The following is a 22043-nucleotide window of genomic DNA, read 5'->3' as shown; positions in this document are numbered from 1 at the left end:
GCGGCGTAGGCGCGGCGACATTGATACCTTTAACAACGCGGCCAAGATAGCGCGGGCAAGCATCAACTGCCTCAACGGTAATCGGCAGCGTATCAGTAATGGTCGGCGCTACGGCGACCATTTCCGGCTCGCTGAGCCGCAGCTGGTTCAGCACGGCGACATCGCGCGCCACGCCGATGATGCCGAGGCAGTCGGCGCGGTTGGGGGTGACGCTGATCTCGATGGTATTGTCATCAAGATTCAGGTATTCGCGAATATTGGTGCCAATCGGCGCGTCGGCGGGCAGCTCGATGATACCGCTGTGATCGTCGGAAATACCCAGCTCAGAGAAGGAGCAGAGCATGCCTTCGGACGGCTCGCCGCGAAGTTTAGCCGCTTTAATTTTGAAATCGCCCGGCAGTACGGCACCGATGGTCGCCACGGCGACTTTCAGACCCTGCCGGCAGTTTGGCGCGCCGCAGACGATATCCAGCAGGCGCTCGCCGCCAACGTTGATTTTCGTCACCCGCAGTTTGTCGGCATTCGGATGCTGGCCGCACTCTACGACTTCGCCAACCACTACGCCGTTAAAGCTGCCGGCCACCGGCTCGACGCCGTCCACTTCAAGGCCCGCCATCGTAATCTGATCGGAAAGCGCGTCGCTGTCGATCGCCGGGTTAACCCATTCGCGTAACCACAGTTCACTGAATTTCATTGTTCTGTCCTGCCCTTATTTAAACTGTTTGAGGAAACGCAGATCGTTTTCGAAGAACGCGCGCAGATCGGTGACGCCGTAACGCAGCATAGTCAGGCGCTCCATCCCCATCCCGAAGGCAAATCCGGAGTAAATTTCCGGATCGATACCGACGTTGCGCAGCACGTTAGGATGCACCATCCCGCAGCCCAGCACTTCCAGCCACTTGCCGTTTTTACCCATAACGTCCACTTCTGCAGACGGTTCAGTAAACGGGAAGTATGACGGGCGGAAACGAATCTGGAGATCTTCCTCAAAGAAGTTGCGCAGGAAGTCGTGCAGCGTACCTTTCAGATTGGTAAAGCTGATGTTGGTATCAACAATCAGGCCTTCCATCTGGTGGAACATTGGGGTGTGGGTCTGATCGTAATCGTTACGATAAACGCGGCCCGGGGCGATGATGCGGATCGGCGGCTGCTGGTCTTTCATGGTGCGGATCTGCACGCCGGAAGTCTGGGTGCGCAGCAGGCGAGTTGCATCGAACCAGAACGTATCGTGGTCGGCACGGGCAGGATGGTGGCCGGGGATATTCAATGCGTCGAAGTTGTGATAATCATCTTCGATTTCCGGCCCCGTTGCCACGGTAAAGCCGAGTTCGCCAAAGAAGCTTTCGATGCGGTCAATGGTGCGGGTCACCGGATGCAGGCCGCCGTTTTCAATGCGTCGGCCAGGCAGGGAAACATCGATAGTTTCCGCCGCCAGACGCGCGTTAAGCGCAGCACCTTCCAGAGAAGCTTTACGCGCATTCAGCGCCTGCTGCACCTGCTCTTTGGCTTCATTGATTACGGCACCGGCTGCCGGGCGCTCTTCCGCGGGCAGGTCGCGCAGGGTGGTCATCTGAAGAGTCAGCTGCCCTTTCTTACCAAGATACTCGACGCGCACGTTGTCCAGCGCGGCGACATCTGAGGCTTCATTAATGGCTGCCCTGGCGCTGGCAACCAGGTCTGCGAGATGTGACATGATTTTCCTCATTGTTGGATATTCATAAACGGCAGATATAAAAAAAGCCTCCGCGGGGAGGCTTTCTTGGCGCTATTTTTCGTTTCCTTTCTTCACGCGCTAGCCTCCCGGTTTCAGGTGCTAAAGTAAAAAAAGAAGCGGAAAATAGCAGCATTCATGCTTGCATTACCTTGTGAGACTTATTTCATTGAAGTGCATATTGAATGGTTTTCGTCGAAAAAAGTCAATAACTTGATGATATTGAAATGAAAAGAGGGAGGCTAGCCCCCCTCTTCCAACTGGCTTATGCCAGTGCTGCTTTCGCTTTTTCGACCAGTGCGCTGAACGCTACTTTGTCAAATACGGCGATGTCAGCCAGGATCTTACGGTCAATTTCAACAGAGGCTTTTTTCAGGCCGTTGATGAATTTGCTGTAAGAAATACCGTTCTGACGTGCTGCTGCGTTGATACGCGCAATCCACAGCTGACGGAACTGACGCTTTTTCTGACGACGGTCACGATAAGCGTACTGACCAGCTTTGATAACAGCCTGGAAGGCAACGCGGTAAACGCGTGAACGCGCACCGTAGTAGCCTTTAGCTTGTTTCAAAATTTTCTTGTGACGTGCACGTGCAATTACACCACGTTTTACGCGAGCCATGATGCTCTCCTGTATCTATATTCTAATTAAAAAAGTTAAACGTAACGAGACTTATGCGTACGGCAGGCACGCGATAACCAGGCCCAGATCGCCTTTGGAAACCATGGCTTTCGGACGCAGGTGACGTTTACGCTTGGTAGCTTTCTTAGTCAGAATGTGACGCAGGTTAGCATGCTTGTGCTTAAAACCACCTTTACCGGTTTTTTTAAAGCGCTTAGCAGCACCGCGTACGGTCTTGATCTTTGGCATTTTAATAATTTCCACTTCGCATTGTTAAATAAACGAAACATAGGCGAACAAAATCTGTGAGGCCCGAAAGCCTCACGGACAATGCTACTTGAAGGCCTTACTGTTTCTTCTTAGGAGCGAGCACCATAATCATCTGGCGGCCTTCGATCTTCGTTGGGAAGGATTCGACTACTGCCAGCTCTTGCAAATCGTCTTTCACGCGGTTAAGCACTTCCATACCGATTTGCTGGTGGGCCATCTCACGACCGCGAAAACGCAGCGTGATCTTGGCCTTATCGCCTTCTTCAAGAAAGCGAATCAGGCTGCGGAGTTTTACCTGATAGTCGCCTTCATCTGTGCCAGGACGGAACTTAATTTCCTTCACCTGGATAACTTTTTGCTTTTTCTTTTGTTCCTTGGAAGACTTACTCTTCTCATACAGGAACTTGCCGTAGTCCATGATACGACAAACTGGCGGCTCGGCGTTAGGGCTGATTTCAACTAAATCGACGCCAGCTTCTTCAGCTTTCTCGATAGCTTCTCTCAGACTCACAATACCCAGCTGTTCGCCTTCCAGACCCGTTAAGCGAACTTCCAGGGCGCGAATCTCGCCATTGATACGATTCGGACGTGCCGTTTGAACTCGTTTTCCGCCTTTAATACCTTATTCCTCCAGTTGTTGAAGACTGCGGCTACGTATTTCATGTAGCAGCTTCTCAATCACTTCCTCTACGCCCATGCTCCCAAGGTCCTTACCACGACGGGTACGAACGGCAACCTTGCCTGCTTCGACCTCTTTGTCGCCACAAACCAACATATAAGGGACACGACGTAAAGTGTGCTCGCGGATTTTAAAGCCAATCTTCTCATTTCTCAAGTCTGCTTTTACGCGAATGCCTGCATTTTGTAGTTTACGGGTCAATTCGTTAACGTATTCAGACTGTGAATCGGTGATATTCATTACCACCACCTGCAACGGTGCAAGCCAGGTTGGGAAGAAGCCGGTAAACTCTTCGGTCAAAATACCGATGAAACGCTCCATAGACCCGAGGATTGCGCGGTGAATCATCACCGGCACCTGACGCTCGTTGTTCTCTCCCACGTACGACGCGCTGAGGCGCTGCGGCAGGGAGAAATCCAGCTGTACCGTGCCACACTGCCAGGCACGATCGAGACTGTCGTACAGCGTAAATTCAATTTTAGGCCCGTAGAACGCGCCCTCACCCGGCTGATAATCAAACGGGATGTTGTTCTCTTTCAGCGCCTCGGCCAGATCCGCTTCTGCGCGATCCCACATTTCATCGCTGCCGATCCGCTTTTCCGGGCGCGTTGACAGCTTGACGACGATTTTTTCGAAACCGAAGGTGCTGTACATATCGTAGACCATACGGATGCAGGCGTTAACCTCATCACGCACCTGATCTTCCGTACAGAAGATATGCGCATCATCCTGAGTGAAACCGCGCACGCGCATTAGCCCGTGCAGCGCCCCTGACGGCTCGTTGCGGTGGCAGCTACCAAATTCCGCCATACGCAGCGGCAGATCGCGATAGGACTTCAGGCCCTGATTGAAAATCTGCACGTGGCCCGGGCAGTTCATCGGCTTGATACAGTATTCACGGTTCTCGGAAGAGGTGGTGAACATCGCGTCTTTGTAGTTGTCCCAGTGCCCGGTTTTTTCCCACAGCACGCGGTCCATCATGAACGGGCCCTTCACTTCCTGGTACTGGTACTCTTTCAGCTTCGTGCGCACGAAGGTTTCCAGCTCGCGGAAGATAGTCCAGCCGTCGTTATGCCAGAACACCATTCCCGGGGCCTCTTCCTGCATATGATACAGGTCGAGCTGCTTGCCGATTTTACGGTGATCGCGCTTGGCGGCTTCTTCAAGACGCAGCAGGTAAGCATTAAGGGCTTTCTTATCAGCCCAGGCCGTACCGTAGATACGTTGAAGCATTTTGTTATTGCTATCGCCACGCCAGTAGGCGCCTGCGGTTTTCATCAGCTTAAAGTGATGGCAGAAGCGCATATTCGGCACGTGCGGACCGCGGCACATGTCGACATACTCTTCATGATGATAAAGGCCAGGCCTGTCATCATGAGCAATATTTTCATCAAGAATAGCCACTTTGTAGCTTTCACCGCGGTTAACGAAGGTCTCACGCGCTTCGCTCCAGCTGACTTTATTCTTGATAACATCGTAATTGGTCTCGGCCAGCGCGTGCATGCGCTTTTCGAGGGCATCAATATCTTCCTGGGTCAGGGTGTGGTCAAGATCGACATCATAGTAAAAGCCGTTGTCGATAACCGGTCCGATCGCCATTTTCGTGTTTGGCCAAAGCTGCTTGATAGCGTGGCCCAGCAGATGCGCGCAGGAGTGGCGAATGATCTCCAGTCCGGCCTCATCTTTTGCCGTAATCAGCGCCAGGGTCGCATCCTGATCGATAACGTCACTGGCATCAACCAGCTCGCCGTTTACGCGGCCGGCAATGGTGGCTTTCGCCAGTCCGGGACCGATATCGAGGGCAACATCCATGGGAGTTACAGCGTGGTCGTAATGGCGTTGGCTGCCATCAGGAAGAGTAATAACAGGCATTTCATATCCTTATTTGCAGTGGTGTCCCGCACCAAAGAACACATGCAAAAAAATGTTTTGTATTCATATCCGCCGCGCAACAGGTTTTGTCTGCTTCACTCTGCAGACTGTATACGTTCAGTGGGCAAACCACTGATGTATCTGCCTTAGGCTGCGAATAACGAGCTGTATATAGTACACCTCATTGCCATCTGATAAAAGAAAGTTAATAACGCGATCGCACTGGGTGCCTGTTAAATGCTTTATTCTTCAGCGGACGAAGAGTCACGCCAGCGTATATTTTCCAGCCAGCAGATCGTTAATAAACGTTCGCGCCTCGCCGTTGAGATACGGACTGTTCAGCAATCCGGGGAGTGTCTCGCCCAGCTGCGTCAGGAGCCGCAGCGGCGCGTGAGTACCGCGCTGAATAAAGCGAGTGTAGCGGTTGAGATAAATTGCGAGCAGCGTGCATTTCTCCTGCGGGCTGAGGTGTGCAAGCGCCAGAATAAACCGCGCGGCGGATAAGTAAATTTTAACCGCATCGGCGGGAGGCGTACCGGTGCGCGACAGGGATACAGCATCTGAATCGTTAACAAAATAGTATTTATTGCGGTTGCCGAGAATAGCGATATTGCGGCACAGGCTGTACATCTTCATCATGAACCAGTTGTCTTCCCTGACCCGGATATCCGGTGGAAAATCAAGCTGGTACTGTCGGATGAAATCTGTGCGCATGAGTTTACCTACCGCATTGAGGCTGTTGCACAGCCGGGTTTCTTCAAACCTTAGCCCGGTCACGGTGTCGGCGGAGCCAAACGCCGAGTCGCTGGTGGCGCGAGTGCTGCCTTCGGCTTTAAAAAACGGCATGCAGACCATATCCACCTGTGGATCGGCGTGGACGACGGCAAGCGCGTCGGCGATAGCGCCCGGCATAATATAATCATCGGAATCGACAAATAAGATCCATTTCCCCGAAGCCACGGCCATTGCGTTATTACGCGGCACGGACGCGCCTTTCGAATTAACGCCACGCTGGAGCGTAATGATGTGCGGAAACATCGCCGCGTAGCGGTGCAGCATTTCATAGCTATCGTCGCTGGAAGCATCGTCAACCACAATGACCTGAATCTTATTCACGTCATAATCTGAGAGGCTGAGCTGCTCCAGGCAGGTCATAACAGCCCTGGCGCGATTATAAACAGGAATGATGACAGAGACTTCCGGCACCTGCGCCGACGCTTTTCTGAAGGTGTATTGAGTAAACGCGGTGAGATCGCCGGGCAGCATAGTGTTCTCTTATAATCACGGGGAAGTTCATGATTGAAGATAGTGGCTAACTGCTTATTTTCAAATATTAATCACAGAGAATTCAGGAAAGTTGAGACTAAAGCTGGTCCGCCACCGGAGCCTCGAACCCCGTACTACAACCTCAAGGTTGTCGCTCTTCCCGATGAGCTAGTGGCGGTATGATAGTGATTTTGCCTGTCAGCAAGGGGCAAAATAGTACAAAAACCGGGTGGAATGCGCAATCCCCCATTTTTAGGGGGGAATGCGGGCCGGTCTCCCCCGGCCCTGCAAACTACATTTTATAGCCGAGCGTCACAGTGGTGCGCTTATCGGTATGCTCCGGCGCCGATGAAGGCGGCTCAGAGTTCCAGGTCACGTTATAAGCAACCTTAAGCCCGAAGTTATCGTTAATGGCAACATCCAGCGCCGTTTCTGAGTTCACGGTAGTATCCCCGGCGCCAAACAGCGAAACCCCCTCGGTAAAGCGAGTGGTATCGGTCATCTGCCAGGCATACGTCCCGGACGCATAACCCAGCGGCTGCGTTTTCGTTTTGCCGCCGGTATGCTCGTCATAGCGAACGCCGGGACCAAATTCCACCCGCAGGCTGTGTACCGGGCCATTCCAGTACTGATGACCATAACCGGTAGTGAAGACATCGCGCTGACGATACCCGTTATAGCGGTCCGTCAGCCAGCTGGCCTGGCCGAACAGGTAATCGAGATCGGTCATGTTATAGCGAGAGCGGCCGCCAACCGAATAGGTTTCCGACGAGCGATCGCCATTGGACGACGTATTGCTGGCATTGCCCCACAGAGACCATGCCGTTGTCATGCCGTACCAGGTAAGCGTTGAATCAGCCGTCAGCGAGGAACTTTTTGAGTTGCCTGACTGAGCAAGGTATCCACCATTAACCTTGCCTTCAAACGGTTTCTTCGCGGAAGAAGGATCGTCCATGACAGTAAAAACGGTATTATCAGCCAGCGCGTGCTGCGACGCAAAAAGGCTCCCCGTCAGCACAATAGCCGCGGGTACTGTCTTAAAAAGCTTCATTGAGTTTATGAGTCCGAACAGCAAAAAAAGAGACCATGACGGTCCCGGAAACTTTCGCGAGGATCGGTTACAGACGGTCCTTAGAAAGGCGAGGAATTATAAAAAGCCGCCTTAAACTAAGCAACGAAATCTTATTTCATTTTTTGAATAAGAAATTTTTAGCTAGTGTTTAAAATTATATGGCGGCAAAGGCCTCGCTAAGTTCAAAGCCATATAAATCAAAAAGTTATATTCAACCTTACTCTTAATCCTCACCGTTTGTATGATGTTCTGTAATAATCCGACTCCGGGCAGGGTTTTAATAAGATACATTGATGGCTAATATTTAGACATTGAAATATACCCCATCACCAGAATAGCGTGCCTGCAGCGCATCCATAGTCTGAACCATTTTACCCTCCCCCCAATATTCAAGCATTGCGGGAGAGCAAAAAGTCGCCAAATAGCCGCCATCGGCTATGCTTTCAAAATTCCTGCAATAACAATGAGGTGTTCGATGAGCGACGTAAAACGCTATGTGGTAACGGTTGACGCTCCCGCGCAGACGCTAACCGAAATTAATGAGCTGAACAATCATCTGACCCGGGCAGGATTTACCCTGACCCTTAGCGATGACGCGGGTCACGTTCACGATTTAGGCACTAACAGCTTTGGATTCGTGAGCCCGCAAACCCCTGAAGAGGTTAAGGCGCTGGCCGCCGGCCTTGCAGAAACGGCACTCGGCATAGCGGCTGACGTAAAGGTGACCACATTTGAAGAGTCGCTAAAGTAGTTAAGACACGTGCGGCCCCGGAGCAATATGTACTACCGTGCGCCAGTTCGAATTTTATACTTTGCTTCTGGGCTAACCTTATGATCTGGCAGATAACATGAGGAGAGAGAGTATGTGGCAAGCAATCACCAGCCTGTTAAAAGAGCAAGGCGACGGCGAAATCACGCTGCGTAACCCGTTACCCGGCGGCGAAATTCACTCCGCATGGCATCTGCGCTTTGGCGAAAAAGACTATTTTGTAAAAAGCGACGAGCGCGAGCTACTGCCCATCTTTACCGCCGAAGCGGATCAGCTTGAGCTGCTTGCACGCAGCAGCAGCGTGCGGGTGCCGAAGGTTTACGCTGTAGGATCCGGTCGGGACGAGAGCTTCATTGTGATGGAGTACCTCCCGCCCCGCCCGCTGGACGCGCACGGCGCCTTTCAAATAGGCGAGCAGCTGGCGAAGCTGCACCAGTGGAGCGATCAGCCCCAGTTCGGTCTTGATTTCGATAACGATCTGTCCACCACGCCGCAGCCCAATACCTGGCAGCGGCGCTGGCCCACGTTCTTCGCTGAACAGCGTATCGGCTGGCAGCTGGAACTGGCCGCTGAAAAGGGGCTCACCTTCGGTGATATTGACGCTATCGTCGGGCATGTACACCAGCGCCTGCAAAACCACCAGCCGCAGGCGTCTTTATTACACGGCGATCTGTGGTCCGGCAACTGCGCGCTGGGCCCGGACGGCCCCTATATTTACGATCCGGCGTGTTACTGGGGCGATAGGGAGTGCGATCTGGCGATGCTGCCGCTGCATCCGGAACAGCCGCCGCAAATCTATGACGGCTATCAATTCAGAATGCCGCTTCCGGCAGGCTTTCTCGATCGACAGCCCGTCTATCAGCTTTATACCCTGTTCAACCGCGCCATTCTGTTCGGCGGCCAGCATCTGGTCAACGCCCAGCAGGCGCTGGATCGGGTACTGGCCGAGTAATGAACGGCCTTAGCGTTTCTTAAAGAAGTCTCTTAGCGTGTTGCCGTTACGCAGCATACCTACCAGCGTCCCCAGCAGCGCGTAAAATGCCCCGAGAACCAGCAGGACAAGCAGGTCGTTTAATACGTCAGAGAAGCGCAGCCCCATCTGGTTAACCCCGGCAATGGCTTTGATCGCCCAGGTTGACGGCAGGCTGGCTGAAAAGGCGTGCACCCACGCCGGCATCGCCTGCAGTGGCCAGATAGTGCCGGACAGATAGAACACCGGCATGGTCACAAAAGACAGCGTGAGATAAATCAGTTCAACACTCCGCAGACATTCCGTTAGCAGTTTGCCAAGGCCGAGTACGGCAAGCACAAAGGGGAAAGTGAGTAGCAGAACTTCCGGTATCGGCGCCGTTTGCCGGTATCCCAGCACCCAGGGCCAGAGGACGAACAGCACGATAGAGAGAAACATCCAGATGGGCAGTAGCGCAGAAAGCGCGCCAAGATAAACCGGCATCGTCGCCTTGCCGGAGCTTCTGATAGCGAGACTGACCCGCACGCTGGCAATCAGCAGCGAGTGCTGCAGCAGCATCACCAGCAGCCCGGGAAAAATGATCGCCGCAAAGCTGATCCCGGGGTTAAAGATATCCAGCGTCTGTCCGATGAAAGGCTGGATAACCAGCTGGGACTGGGCCGCATCAAATCCGGCCCGCAGCAGAATGCCGTTATTGTATCGGTTAAGCAGCTGCTGGTAGGTAGCGATAACGTCCTGTTCAATTTGCCCGTTGGCGAGCCGGTTAGTGGCATCACCGTAAACGGGTACGGTAATCGCCTCTCCGTGGAGAATCTTTTTCTCCAGGTTAACCGGCATAATAATGACCGCAAACAGCTTACGCCAGGCGAGATCCCGCTGGGCATCCGGCAAATTATCATAGACTTTAGTGGCAATTTTAGGCGTAGCGTCGAGGCTGCGAATCAGCTGGAGGCTGACGGTGCTGTGGTCCTGATCGACAATGCCCACCGGCAGATCCCACACCGAATGTCTGGCGTACACCATGCTCATCAGGCACAGGGAGAGCAATAGCATCATCCACATCGGTTTATCGAGCATTCCCAGCAGCACCCGGGTAAACGTGCTCCAGTAGCTCTTCATCCCTGCTCCTCTTCAAGATGGTAGCGCTTGAGCAGGCGGCGGCGAACCAGCAGCCACGTAATCAGGGGATAAACCGTCAGCAGCGCACACACGCCGAAAATCGCAGAAGCTGGAACCTCGCGCAAAAAGACGTCAAACATCGCGTACAGGGCGTGAGTGAGCGGCTCAATATTGGAAATAATTTGCGCCGGCAGCGGCATTGACAGCTCGGGAACCGCCAGCCCGGAAAAGGTCATCGCAATGCTGACCAGAATACCGATCAGGGTGTAGGCCGTAATCACTGATTTCGTAAAAGTAAACAGCAGAATGCCGATGCTCTGGGCGGCCATCACATAGAAGAAGGCGATCAGCACCATAAACAGCGGATTACCGCTTACCCGGGCATCGAACACAAACACCAGCAGCGCAATTTCCGCCATCAGTAGCGTGGTGTAGCTGAGGGTGTAGGGCGCAAGTTTGCCGAGCACTGCCAGCCCGAACGGGCGCGCCTGCATCAGGCTTTTACGCTGGTTGAGCACGTAAATCATGCAGGTTACCGCAAACAGCTGCAGCAGGTGGATGGTAGCTGCGAACTGCTGATAGTAGATAAAGCTGCCGCTGGCGTTAAACAGACTGCCGTAGTTGAGCGATACGCTGGCAAGCTGGGGCGGCTCTTTACCCACCATTTCGGCCATGATTGAACGATAGCGGGTATTAAGCTCGGTTATCAGGCCGGAAAAGTCCTGTGTCGAATAGAGCCCGGCCCCGTAAAACAGCGCGTTGTAATACATCACCACGCTTGGCTGCTTACCCGCCAGCACGTCGGATTCAAAGTGGACCGGAATGTAGAGCAGCGCGTAATCCTGGGCGCTACGCAGCCGCTTTTGCGCCTCCGGCAGCCCGCCATCATAGGCGGAGATCTTGGCGTGAGAACCTGCGTTAAGCTTACGGATAAGCTCCTGCGAAAGCGGGCTATGATCGTTATCAATCACCGACACCGGCAGGTTCAGCAGCGTGCCCTCAGAGAAATTGCTGCTGATAAGGATGAACAGGATCAGCGGAAAGCACCAGCCGAGCCAGTGGATCACCGGCGAGCGTACGGCAACCCGCGCTTCTGCTTCAAAAGAGTGGCTGAAACAGCGCCAGCCCGCCCTTACTCTTTCCATTGCCATAGAGCACTCATTCCCTGACGCAATCCTTCCACCGGCTTCGCGGGATACAGCCGCACCTCAAAGGTTTTCAAATCGAAGTCGCCGGTAGCGCGAGTGGCGCGCTTGGTGGCGTAATCCCCCAGCGGCGCAATATATCTGACTTCGGCATCAATCATCTTATCTTTCAAAGCCGGAACCCGGATGCTGACCTTATCGCCTTTGCGCACGCCGGCAAGAATATCTTCCCGCAGGTTAAACACAAAATAGGCATCCGGCAGGCGAATCAGCGTCATCAGCGGGCTGGAAGCATTGAGCAGATCGCCTATTTCTGCCGGGATAGGTCCAACTTCACCGGGAACCGGCGCACGCACCTGCAGATCGTCAGTCTGGGCTTTAAGCTCGATGATATTCTGGTTGGCCTCGCGCACCGCGGCGGCGTAGCCTTCACGCTGCTCAATACGGTCACCGTGGATCCCTTCATCAAGGCTCGCTTTCGCCGCCCTCACCTGCTCCAGCGCAGTATCGCGCTGGCGGCGGGAAGCATCCAGTTCCGATGCAGAAACATAGCCTTTTTTAGCCACGCTGAGATTACGCTCGTAATCTCGTTGCGCGTTGGTGTATTGCGCCTGAGCCTGGGCCAGATCGGCGCGCAGGGAGCGGATGTCCTCTTCACGAGTGCCGTTTAGCGATTGGTCCAGCTGGGCTTGTGCTTTATCCCGGGCCGCTTCCAGCGAGCGCAGCTGGGCCATCAGTTCAGGACTATCAAGAGAGAGAAGCAGCTGCCCTGCCTTAACATCATCACCGCGCTCGGCATAGCGGGCAATAACCCGGCCTTTCGCTTTTGACGTGACGATGACTTCCGGCGCGTCCACCTCACCCTGTAGCAGCAGCTCCTGGCCGTGCGAGCGGAACAAAACCGCCAAAGATACCGCGATAACGATCAGCAAAATCGTTACCCACACTCTCTTAGTCATAAAATTCCCTTGCTTTAATTGCGGAGTCGTTCAATGAGCAAAATCAGCGCCTTCCGGCTGATAACATAAAATACACAGGCGGAGTAATGATAATTAACAGTTTCATAAGTTGCAAAATTTGCCACTCGGGAATTGTGTAAGAAAATAGTCGAAGGAAAAAGAGAGGGGAATAAAATTGCTGACGGAAGGTGCAGCGCCCGCCGCCAGCGGATTGGGTGAAGAGATTACTGTACCTGCACGCCGTTCAGGCGGAACACGATATTCATCGTGATGCCTTTACCCGGCTGGCCCGGCTGGTAGCGCCATTTACGCATGGCGTTGCGCACTTCACGTTCAAACATATTCGCAGGTTTAGCAGAGAGGATTTCAATATTCTCAACGCTCCCATCGGAGGTAACGTCAAATTTCACTCGTACATTACCTTCAATCCGCAGCGCCTGCGCCCGGGCCGGATAGACCGGGTCGCCGCGACGCAGCGCGCGCGGACCGGTAGGCGCTGCTTTATTTGGCATGCTGGCTGAGGTCTGGTTAGCATTCGTCGCCGGCCGACTCGGCGCGCTGCTGTTATCAAACGGCGATGCCGGACGTGGTTCGGTTGCGGGCTTGACGTCGCGCTTGGGCTGCTCGACCTTCTTCTCAATTTTCGGTTTTGGTTTCGGTTTCGGTTTTGGCTTCGGTTTATGAATCACTACCGGTGCCTCTTTCGGTGGCTCCGGAACAGGCTCTGGTACCGGCTCAGGTTCTGGTTCGGGCTCAACAACCGGCTCAGGCTGGGGTGCGGGCTGAGCAGGTTCAAGCTCGGCGGGTGAAACCATCGTGACGGAAATAGGCTGCGCGGGGGCGGGTAATTCAATAACCTGATGTACCGATGTGTAAAGCAAACCCGCCACAACGGCACCATGGATACACACGGACAGCAGGGTTGGCCACGGAAAACGGCGAGGTAAATCAAGGGTCATTGAAGTCATAATCATCGCAGTTGAAAAATGAGAGAATGATTGTAAATGCAAATAGCAATCATATTCAATAAGGCATCTTATCTTGCATCAATTTTCTCTGCGGTTTGCCGATAAAGCAGGCAGCGCGGCATAAACTGCGCTGCGGGCAACTTTGCATTGCAGAGCGTTCGGGTTTGAAATACCGTACCGGGACAATTTTGATAAGGAGCCGTGCCCGTGTTCTACGTAATTTATGCTGAAGATATCGCCGATTCTCTGGAAAAACGCCTCTCGGTCCGCCCCGCTCACCTCGCGCGCCTGCAGCTGCTGCAGGATGAAGGTCGCCTGCTGACCGCAGGCCCAATGCCGGCGGTGGAGAGTAACGACCCCGGCGCGGCGGGCTTTACCGGCTCAACCGTGATTGCCGAGTTTGAATCTCTGGAAGCCGCCCGGGCGTGGGCCGAAGCCGATCCTTACGTGGCGGCCGGCGTTTACGCCAGCGTCAGCGTTAAGCCCTATAAAAAAGTCTTCTGAGCAGCTAAAAATAATCGGGCACCGCGCGGGTGCCCTTTTTGACCATCAGAATTCGTAAAAGGCAAACAGCAGCGAATTGCGCTGTCGGTTGGTCAAACATTTTCTGATAGCGTGGATGCGCATATTGCGCCGCGACTGGGCTTCCAGCCAGCGCACTTTGCGGCGGCTCGTCTGCCGAACCATGCGCCAGCGCCCCACTTCATTTCTGCTACGCTTCATTTCAACACCCCGGAGATGAGAGGGCCATTATTATAATCTCTTGCGTTGTCGTGACCAGCGCTTTTCCTCGCTGTTTTATTTGCCAGCGGGAAGCGAGTGCGTAAACTGTAACGAACAGACTTTCAAAAGGATTTCTTCATGACAACCTTCTACACCGTTGTGAGTTGGCTGGTCATTCTCGGGTACTGGTTGTTAATCGCAGGCGTAACCCTGCGTATTCTGATGAAGCGCCGGGCGGTACCGTCGGCGATGGCGTGGCTGCTTATCATCTATATACTGCCGCTGGTTGGAATTATCGCCTACCTCTCTTTTGGCGAACTGCATCTGGGCAAGCGCCGCGCCGAGCGCGCCCGCGCGATGTGGCCCTCCACAGCAAAATGGCTGCATGACTTAAAATCCAATCAGCATATCTTTGCCGAAAACTACAGCCCCGTGGCCTCCTCGCTGTTTAAACTCTGTGAGCGGCGACAGGGCATTGCCGGCGTCAAAGGGAATCAGCTCCAGCTGCTGACCGAGTCAGAAGACGTCATGCAGGCGCTGATCCGCGATATCCAGCTCGCCCGCCACAATATTGAGATGGTGTTTTATATCTGGCAGCCCGGCGGGATGGCAGACAAGGTCGCCGAATCGCTGATGGCCGCCGCCCGCCGCGGCGTGCACTGCCGCCTGCTGCTGGATTCGGCCGGCAGCGTTGCTTTCTTCCGCAGTCCTTGGGCCGGGATGATGCGCAATGCGGGCATTGACGTGGTGGAGTCGCTGAAGGTCAACCTGCTGCGCGTGTTTCTGCGCAGGATGGACCTGCGCCAGCACCGCAAAATGATCATGATCGATAACTACATCGCCTATACCGGCAGCATGAATATGGTGGATCCGCGCTATTTCAAGCAGGATGCCGGCGTGGGCCAGTGGGTGGATCTGATGGTGCGCATGGAAGGCCCGGTTGCAACCGCGATGGGCATTGTTTACTCCTGCGACTGGGAAATTGAGACCGGAAAACGCATCCTCCCCCCGCCGCCGGACGAAAACATCATGCCGTTCGAAGAGGCCAGCGGCCACACAATTCAAACTATCGCGTCCGGTCCCGGCTTCCCGGAAGACTTGATTCACCAGTCATTGCTGACCGCCGCCTACTCGGCGCAGGAGTATCTGGTGATGACCACGCCGTACTTCGTGCCCAGCGACGATCTGCTGCACGCCATCTGCACCGCCGCCCAGCGCGGCGTGGATGTCAGTATTATCCTGCCACGTAAAAATGATTCGCTGCTGGTGGGCTGGGCCAGCCGGGCCTTTTTCACCGAGCTGCTCGCGGCCGGCGTTAAAATTTATCAGTTTGAAGGCGGCCTGCTGCACACCAAAAGTATTCTGGTGGACGGCGAGCTGTGCCTGGTGGGCACCGTCAATCTGGATATGCGCAGCCTGTGGCTCAACTTTGAAATTACGCTGGCCATTGATGATGTTGGCTTCGGCGGCGATCTGGCGGCGGTGCAGGATGACTATATTTCCCGCTCTCGACTGCTGGACGGCGCCAAATGGCTTAAGCGCCCAATGTGGCAGCGGGTGGTTGAGCGACTGTTTTACTTCTTTAGCCCGTTGCTGTAAAACGTGCCCATTATGCTGTTAAACAGGTAGCACTCATGGAAATGGATCTGAATAACCGCCTGACCGAGGACGAAACCCTTGAGCAGGCCTACGATATTTTTCTCGAGCTTGCGGGGGATAACCTCGATCCGGCGGATATTATTCTTTTTAATCTGCAGTTTGAAGAGCGCGGCGGCGCGGAACTGTTTGATCCGGCGGAAGACTGGCAGGAACACGTCGACTTCGATTTGAACCCGGATTTCTTTGCCGAAGTGGTGATTGGGCTCGCGGATACCGACGGCGGCGATATCAACGATATTTTTGCGCGCGTGCTGCTGTGCCGCGACAAGGACCACAAAATTTGCCACATCCTGTGGCGTGAATAAGAGAAAGGCTGCCGAGGCAGCCTTTTTTATTTCCCATCAACTACAGCGGATCCACCTTCAGGCAGGAGACCGCGTGGCGGAAGCTCCCTTCAAGCAGCGGCCTGGTTTTAGCGCACTCCGGCCCGGCCATCGGGCAGCGGGTGCGAAACACGCAGCCTGACGGCGGATTGATTGGCGACGGCAGCTCGCCTTCCAGCAGCTGGATAGTTTTGTTCTTTTCCAGATCCGGATCGGGGATTGGCACTGCCGACATTAGCGCTTTGGTATAAGGGTGCAGCGGGTTGTGATACACCTCGTCATACGTGCCCAACTCCACCGCGTGACCCAGATACATCACCAGCACGCGGTCGGAGATGTGCTTCACTACCGCCAGATCGTGGGCAATAAAAATCAGCGACAGCCCCATCTCCCGCTGCAGCTTCTGCAGCAGATTCACCACCTGCGCCTGAATAGAGACATCGAGGGCGGATACCGGTTCGTCGCAGATAATCAGCTTCGGCTCCAGAATAAGCGCCCGGGCGATACCGATGCGCTGGCACTGGCCGCCGGAAAACTCGTGGGGATAGCGGTTAACGAGATTCGGCAGAAGACCCACTTTCATCATCATCGCTTTAACCCGGTCGCGAATTTCCTGACGCGGCATTTTAGGATGATAGGTGCGCAGCGGCTCGCCGATAATCTCGCCGATAGTCATGCGCGGATTAAGCGAGGCCAGCGGATCCTGAAATATCATCTGGATATCGCTGCGCACCGCGCGCCACTCTTCCTGCTTCATCCCAAGCAGATCTTTACCAAGCCAGGCAACGCGGCCGTCGGTGGCTTTTACCAGCCCGATAATGGCGCGGGCAAAGGTCGATTTCCCGCAGCCCGATTCGCCCACCACGCCCAGCGTTTCCCCTTCATAAAGGCGCAGGGTCACGCCGTCTACCGCTTTCAGAGTTTTGGACGGCTGCCAGAACCACTGCTTGCCGTCTTTAATGTCGAAATGCACTTTTAAATCGGCAATTTCGAGCAGAACTTTTCTTTCATCAATTACGGTGCTCATAGCAGATCTCCCACCGGTCTAAAGCAGGCGCGCAGGCGGCCCGTTGCAAACTCCTCCAGCGGCGGCGCGCTGTTGCACACCTCCATCGCGTGCTGGCAGCGGGGCTGGAAAGGACAGCCTTTCGGCAAGCGCAGCAGGTTTGGCGGGTTGCCGGGAATAGTCAGCATCTCTTCTCCTTCCGCATCAAGACGCGGCACTGCCTTCAGCAGGCCGATAGAGTACGGGTGCGCCGGCTGATAAAACACATCCCTGGCCTGGCCGTATTCCATGGTGCGTCCGGCGTACATCACCAGCACTTTGTCGCAAATGCCCGCCACCACACCAAGATCGTGAGTGATCATGATGATTGCCGTGTTGAATTCACGCTTGAGATCGTTCAGCAGAGTCATGATCTGCGCCTGAACGGTAACGTCCAGCGCGGTGGTCGGTTCATCGGCAATCAGCAGTTTTGGTTTACACAGCAGCGCCATGGCGATCATCACCCGCTGGCGCATACCGCCGGAAAACTCGTGCGGGTACATGCGCATACGCTTGCGGGCTTCGGGCATTTTTACCGCATCAAGCATCCGGACCGACTCTTCAAACGCTTCCGCTTTGCTCATCCCTTTATGCAGCATCAGCACTTCCATCAGCTGCTCGCCGACGCGCATATAGGGATTGAGGGAGGTCATCGGATCCTGAAATATCATCGAGATCTGCTCGGCGCGCAGCCGGTTCAGCTCCTGCTCCGGCAGGTTCAGGATCTGCTTGCCGTTAAACATTGCCGAACCGCCGATGCGGCCGTTTTGCGCCAGCAGCCCCATCAGGGCGAATGCGGTCTGCGATTTCCCCGAGCCGGATTCGCCGACGATACCCAGGGTCTCCCCCGCTTTCAGGCCGAAGTTCAAATCGTTGACTGCCGTAACGTCGCCGTCCGGGGTGCTGAAGGTCACCCGCAGATCGTTGACATCCAACAGCAGGCCTGCCTGCTGCTGAACGGGAGGTTGAGCTATATCAATCGTACTCATGGCGGACTCCTTAGCGATCTTTCGGGTCGAGGGCATCGCGCAGGCCGTCGCCGATAAAGTTAAAACAGAACAGGGTCACTACCAGAAAACCCGCCGGGAACATCAGTAACCAGGGAGAGACTTCCATCGAGTTAGCGCCGTCGCTTAACAGCGCGCCCCAGCTGCTTAGCGGCTCCTGAGTGCCGAGACCCAGGAAGCTCAGGAATGACTCAAACAGGATCATGCTGGGCACCAGCAGCGAGGCGTACACCACCACCACGCCCAGCACGTTCGGCACGATATGCCGCACTACGATATTCACCGTTGAAACCCCACCCACCTGAGCGGCTTCGATAAACTCTTTACGCTTCAGGCTCAGGGTCTGGCCGCGTACGATACGCGCCATATCGAGCCAGGAAACCATGCCGATAGCCACGAAAATCAGCAGGATGTTCTGACCGAAAAAGGTAACCAGCAGGATAACGAAGAACATAAAGGGAAAGGAGTTAAGGATTTCCAGCAGGCGCATCATCACCGAGTCCACTTTGCCGCCAAGGTAGCCGGAAAGGGAGCCGTACAGCGTGCCGACGACGACCGCCACCAGCGCGGCGGCAATGCCGACCATCAGCGAAATGCGCCCGCCGATGGCTACGCGCACCAGCAGGTCTCGTCCGGAAGAGTCGGTACCGAAATAGTGCCCGGATTCCATGTCCGGCGCGCTCGACATCATGTTCCAGTCGGTATCAAAATAGCTGAACTGCGACAACATCGGCGCCAGCGTCACGAAGAGCGCAATCACCAGTAATACGCACAGGCTGGCCACCGCGGCGCGGTTATGCATAAAGCGCCGGCGGGCGTCCTGCCAGAGGCTGCGTCCTTCCACGTCCAGTTTTTCACTGAAGCTTTCCAGCGCCTCGCTGTTTTTCTTACTCAACATCATGGCGTACTCCGGCCTCAGTAACGAATTTTCGGATCGATAACGGCATACAGCACATCAACGATAGCGTTAAACAGAATGGTCAGCGCGCCCACCAGAATCGTGAGGCTCAGCACCAGCGAATAGTCGCGGTTAAGGGCACCGTTAACAAAAAGCTGACCAATACCCGGCAGGCCGTAGATGGTTTCAATAACCATCGAGCCGGTAATAATCCCAACGAACGCCGGACCGAGATAAGAGAGAACCGGCAGCAGCGCCGGCTTCAGCGCGTGGCGAAAGATAATGCGGCGCATCGGCAGCCCTTTCGCCCTCGCGGTGCGGATAAAGTTGGAGTGCAGCACCTCAATCATCGAGCCGCGGGTGATACGCGCGATGCTGGCAATATAGGCCAGCGACAGCGCCACCATCGGCAGGATCATGAACTTGAGCGCCCCGCCGTTCCAGCCGCCGCCGGGGAGCCAGTGCAGCATAATGGCGAAGACCATCACCAGCAGCGGCGCGACCACGAAGCTCGGAATAACCACGCCAGTCATCGCCACGCCCATCACGGCAAAATCCCATTTCGTATTTTGCTTAAGCGCGGCAATAACGCCAGCGGTGACGCCCAGCACGAGAGCCAGAATAAACGCCGCCGCACCGAGTTTTGCCGAGACCGGGAAGCTGGACGCCACCAGGTCATTCACCGTGTAATCTTTGTACTTAAAAGACGGGCCAAAATCACCGTGCGCCAGCTGCTTCAGATAGTTGACGTACTGCAGGCCGATGGGATCGTTAAGATGATATTTGGCTTCGATGTTTGCCATCACTTCCGGCGGCAGCGTGCGTTCCCCGGTAAAGGGACTGCCGGGCGCCAGGCGCATCATAAAGAAGGAGATGGTGATCAGAATAAAGAGCGTGGGGATCGCTTCAAGACAGCGACGTAGAATAAATTTTAACATTGCCCGTACCTTATGGCGTGTGCCTTTGCCTACCGATTATTCAGACACTGCAGGGCAGCATCTGCTGCCCTGCCGCTTGCCATTAGTGCTTAATGATATACATATCTCTGGTATAGGTATTATCCATCGGATCTTTTCCGGTGTAACCCCCAACCCACGGTTTAACAAGACGAGCGTTTACGTAATAGTAAACGGGCACAATTGCGGAATCTTTATCCAGCTGCTGTTCTGCTTTGTTGTAAAGTTCGCTGCGCTCACCTTCATTTGAAACTTTAAGCGTGTCGGCAATAATTTTATCAAACGCCGGGCTCTTATAATGAGAGGTGTTACTTGAGCTGTTAGAAACCATGATATTCAGGAATGACGTCGGCTCATTATAATCCGCACACCAGCCCGCGCGCGCAACGTCGAATGTCGCCTGATGTCGGGTATCGAGGAAGGTTTTCCACTCCTGGTTTTCCAGCTTCACATTAACACCGAGATTTTTTCTCCAGATAGCCGCGGCGGCAATGGCCAGCTTTTTGTGGAGATCGGAGGTGTTATACAGCAGATTAAATGTCAGCGGTTTATCGGCGGTGTAGCCCGCTTCGGCAAGTAACTTTTTCGCCTCCGCGTTACGCTTTTCCTGAGTCCAGGTGAACCACTCGGGCTTGGTCAGCTTCGCCCCGTCAATATAAGGCGGAGTAAAACCAAAGGCCGGTAAGTCGCCCTGATTTTTAACTTTATTGACAATAATATCGCGGTCCATGCCCAGCTTGAGCGCGGTACGCACGTGCACATCGGTAAACGGCGCTTTCTGGTTGTTTATTTCGTAGTAATAGGTGCACAGATAAGGATCGACGTGCAATTCTTTAGGAATTTCTTTTTTAAGCTTCTGAAAAAGTTCGATAGGCAGGTTGTTGTAGGTCATATCGATTTCACCGCTGCGGTAGCGGTTAACATCGGTAACTTCAGAAGAAATGGGCAGATAGGTGACCTTGTTGATGACCGTTTTGGCATTGTTCCAGTAGTTGGGATTGCGCTCCATCACGATGCGCTCGTTGACTACCCAGTCAGTTAGCTTGTAGGCACCGTTGGTAACGATATTGGCCGGCTGGGTCCATTTGTCGCCGTATTTCTCAATCACGGCTTTCGGCACTGGAGAAGTTGTCGGATGTGTCAGCAGCTTATAAAAATAAGGCACCGGCTCGCTGAGGGTCACTTCAAGGGTATGGTCGTCAATGGCTTTAACACCCAGATCGGTAACGGGCTTTTTACCGGCGATTACATCATCAACATTAACTAAATGGCCGTACTGAAGAAAGCTCGCGTACGGAGAGGCAGTCTTAGGGTCAGAAACCCGCTGCCAGCTGTAAACGAAGTCCTGTGCAGTCACCGGATCGCCGTTGGACCACTTTGCGTCCTTACGCAGGTGGAAGGTCCAGACTTTAAAATCTTTATTTTCCCACTTCTCAGCCACGCCCGGAATCGGGTGACCGTTTAAATCGCTGACCAGCAAACCTTCAAACAGGTCGCGGCTAATATTTGATTCCGGCACGCCCTCAATTTTATGCGGGTCCAGAGACTGTGGCTCGGAGCCATTGTTACGTACCAGCTCCTGTTTCGCTGCCAGCGTAACGCCCGCAGGAACCTCTGCTGCCATAACGCTTCCTGCGAATAGCGCCGTCAGAATGCCTGCGGTGATAAGACTTTTTTTTGTGATGATGGTCATTGTGTTGATACTCCGCTCATTATAATTACTGGTTCAACCAGCCTGTTTTATCCCGCTTGCGCGGCCCGTTGGCGCAGGAGTGAGAGCGTCCGCCGGGTGTTATTTTTAACTGCTGCTATCATCGACTTATTTATTACGGCCGCTCTGCTGGCAGCCTGGCGTCGATTCTTTTGCCTCATCCCCTGCCGGGATGGCATAAACGATGTTCAGACAAGAGATGATAATCACTCTCATCTATGGATCTGTTTCGCGCGTATTACCGCCGGAAAGTATCAAAGGAATATCCCGCTCGCCAATACATTTTGCAAAATTGTTAA

The 22043-nt window shown here is 54.2% G+C and carries 24 protein-coding genes and 1 other annotated feature; of the genes, 5 read left to right on the top strand and 19 right to left on the bottom strand.

Going from position 1 to position 22043, the window contains the following annotated elements; genetic code table 11:
* From ytpR to QZ766_RS06025, 9 genes are all read right to left on the bottom strand, one after another.
* The coding region (gene ytpR, locus QZ766_RS06065) for a YtpR family tRNA-binding protein (RefSeq protein WP_297198759.1) at positions 1-694 on the bottom strand (694 nt) is incomplete at its 3' end.
* 15 nt (positions 695-709) lie between these two features.
* Complete coding sequence (gene pheS, locus QZ766_RS06060) at positions 710-1693, bottom strand: phenylalanine--tRNA ligase subunit alpha (protein WP_297198756.1); 984 nt, start codon at positions 1691-1693, stop codon at positions 710-712.
* Between the two features lie 37 nt (positions 1694-1730).
* Positions 1731-1856: a sequence feature (Phe leader region), on the bottom strand.
* The gene (gene pheM, locus QZ766_RS06055; RefSeq protein WP_001386830.1) at positions 1807-1851 is read right to left on the bottom strand and encodes a pheST operon leader peptide PheM; all 45 of its coding nucleotides are present in this window, start codon (positions 1849-1851) and stop codon (positions 1807-1809) included. (Overlaps the previous feature by 45 nt.)
* 120 nt (positions 1857-1976) lie before the next feature.
* Positions 1977-2333 (bottom strand): 50S ribosomal protein L20, encoded by a 357-nt coding sequence (gene rplT, locus QZ766_RS06050; protein ID WP_007374646.1) that lies wholly within the window; start codon positions 2331-2333, stop codon positions 1977-1979.
* A 51-nt stretch (positions 2334-2384) separates the two neighbouring features.
* Positions 2385-2582: a 50S ribosomal protein L35 gene (gene rpmI, locus QZ766_RS06045; protein WP_001124225.1), complete on the bottom strand. Its 198-nt coding sequence runs from the start codon at positions 2580-2582 to the stop codon at positions 2385-2387.
* Positions 2583-2679: 97 nt separating this feature from the next.
* Entirely contained in the window at positions 2680-3222 is a 543-nt protein-coding gene (gene infC / locus QZ766_RS06040) for a translation initiation factor IF-3 (RefSeq protein ID WP_297198767.1), read from the bottom strand.
* 3 nt (positions 3223-3225) lie between these two features.
* Positions 3226-5154, bottom strand: coding sequence for a threonine--tRNA ligase (gene thrS, locus QZ766_RS06035; protein ID WP_297198734.1), 1929 nt, complete (start codon positions 5152-5154; stop codon positions 3226-3228).
* Between the two features lie 264 nt (positions 5155-5418).
* Entirely contained in the window at positions 5419-6420 is a 1002-nt protein-coding gene (locus QZ766_RS06030) for a glycosyltransferase family 2 protein (protein WP_297198731.1), read from the bottom strand.
* 292 nt (positions 6421-6712) lie between these two features.
* Positions 6713-7471 (bottom strand): DUF481 domain-containing protein, encoded by a 759-nt coding sequence (locus QZ766_RS06025; protein ID WP_297198727.1) that lies wholly within the window; start codon positions 7469-7471, stop codon positions 6713-6715.
* A 496-nt stretch (positions 7472-7967) separates the two neighbouring features.
* On the opposite strand from QZ766_RS06025, the gene ghoS reads away from it, so the two are divergent.
* Together ghoS and QZ766_RS06015 are read left to right on the top strand one after the other, a co-directional pair.
* A complete protein-coding gene (gene ghoS, locus QZ766_RS06020; protein WP_297198724.1) occupies positions 7968-8243 on the top strand; it encodes a type V toxin-antitoxin system endoribonuclease antitoxin GhoS in 276 nt (91 codons plus the stop codon).
* Positions 8244-8355: 112 nt separating this feature from the next.
* The gene (locus tag QZ766_RS06015; protein WP_297198721.1) at positions 8356-9213 is read left to right on the top strand and encodes a fructosamine kinase family protein; all 858 of its coding nucleotides are present in this window, start codon (positions 8356-8358) and stop codon (positions 9211-9213) included.
* Between the two features lie 9 nt (positions 9214-9222).
* Here QZ766_RS06015 and QZ766_RS06010 read toward each other — a convergent pair whose 3' ends face one another.
* From QZ766_RS06010 to tonB, 4 genes are all read right to left on the bottom strand, one after another.
* A complete protein-coding gene (locus QZ766_RS06010; protein ID WP_297198718.1) occupies positions 9223-10350 on the bottom strand; it encodes an ABC transporter permease in 1128 nt (375 codons plus the stop codon).
* On the bottom strand, positions 10347-11501 hold the full coding sequence (locus QZ766_RS06005; RefSeq protein WP_297198715.1) for an ABC transporter permease: 1155 nt from the start codon (positions 11499-11501) through the stop codon (positions 10347-10349). The genes QZ766_RS06010 and QZ766_RS06005 overlap by 4 nt, the downstream gene beginning before the upstream one ends.
* Positions 11483-12454, bottom strand: a complete 972-nt coding sequence (locus QZ766_RS06000) for an efflux RND transporter periplasmic adaptor subunit (RefSeq protein ID WP_297198712.1) — start codon at positions 12452-12454, stop codon at positions 11483-11485. Before QZ766_RS06000 ends, QZ766_RS06005 begins: the two co-directional genes overlap by 19 nt.
* A gap of 224 nt (positions 12455-12678) precedes the next feature.
* A complete protein-coding gene (tonB, locus tag QZ766_RS05995) occupies positions 12679-13413 on the bottom strand; it encodes a TonB system transport protein TonB (protein ID WP_297198764.1) in 735 nt (244 codons plus the stop codon).
* Positions 13414-13629: 216 nt separating this feature from the next.
* On the opposite strand from tonB, the gene QZ766_RS05990 reads away from it, so the two are divergent.
* Positions 13630-13926, top strand: coding sequence for a YciI family protein (locus QZ766_RS05990; protein WP_297198710.1), 297 nt, complete (start codon positions 13630-13632; stop codon positions 13924-13926).
* A gap of 45 nt (positions 13927-13971) precedes the next feature.
* Here the strand turns inward: QZ766_RS05990 and QZ766_RS05985 are convergent, their stop codons facing one another.
* Complete coding sequence (locus QZ766_RS05985) at positions 13972-14145, bottom strand: YciY family protein (protein WP_087464931.1); 174 nt, start codon at positions 14143-14145, stop codon at positions 13972-13974.
* Between the two features lie 138 nt (positions 14146-14283).
* Between QZ766_RS05985 and cls the strand changes: the two genes are divergently transcribed.
* Positions 14284-15744 carry a cardiolipin synthase gene (cls, locus tag QZ766_RS05980; RefSeq protein WP_297198704.1) on the top strand — a complete coding sequence of 487 codons (1461 nt, stop codon included), beginning with the start codon at positions 14284-14286 and terminating at the stop codon, positions 15742-15744.
* Positions 15745-15779: 35 nt separating this feature from the next.
* Positions 15780-16109, top strand: a complete 330-nt coding sequence (locus tag QZ766_RS05975) for an HI1450 family dsDNA-mimic protein (protein WP_297198701.1) — start codon at positions 15780-15782, stop codon at positions 16107-16109.
* 40 nt (positions 16110-16149) lie between these two features.
* On the opposite strand, the gene oppF is transcribed toward QZ766_RS05975, so the two are convergent.
* The 5 genes from oppF to oppA form a co-directional block, all read right to left on the bottom strand.
* Positions 16150-17154, bottom strand: coding sequence for a murein tripeptide/oligopeptide ABC transporter ATP binding protein OppF (oppF, locus tag QZ766_RS05970; RefSeq protein ID WP_297198698.1), 1005 nt, complete (start codon positions 17152-17154; stop codon positions 16150-16152).
* Positions 17151-18161, bottom strand: coding sequence for an ABC transporter ATP-binding protein (locus QZ766_RS05965; RefSeq protein WP_297198695.1), 1011 nt, complete (start codon positions 18159-18161; stop codon positions 17151-17153). The genes oppF and QZ766_RS05965 overlap by 4 nt, the downstream gene beginning before the upstream one ends.
* A 10-nt stretch (positions 18162-18171) precedes the next feature.
* Positions 18172-19080: an oligopeptide ABC transporter permease OppC gene (gene oppC, locus QZ766_RS05960; RefSeq protein WP_297198692.1), complete on the bottom strand. Its 909-nt coding sequence runs from the start codon at positions 19078-19080 to the stop codon at positions 18172-18174.
* Positions 19081-19094: 14 nt separating this feature from the next.
* Positions 19095-20015, bottom strand: a complete 921-nt coding sequence (gene oppB, locus QZ766_RS05955; RefSeq protein ID WP_297198689.1) for an oligopeptide ABC transporter permease OppB — start codon at positions 20013-20015, stop codon at positions 19095-19097.
* An 82-nt stretch (positions 20016-20097) separates the two neighbouring features.
* The gene (gene oppA, locus QZ766_RS05950; RefSeq protein WP_297198686.1) at positions 20098-21726 is read right to left on the bottom strand and encodes an oligopeptide ABC transporter substrate-binding protein OppA; all 1629 of its coding nucleotides are present in this window, start codon (positions 21724-21726) and stop codon (positions 20098-20100) included.
* Between the last annotated feature and the right edge of the window lie 317 nt (positions 21727-22043).

This window comes from uncultured Pluralibacter sp., from assembly GCF_913775985.1.
Lineage (GTDB): Bacteria > Pseudomonadota > Gammaproteobacteria > Enterobacterales > Enterobacteriaceae > Pluralibacter.
This window is presented reverse-complemented; position numbering and strand designations above follow the sequence as displayed.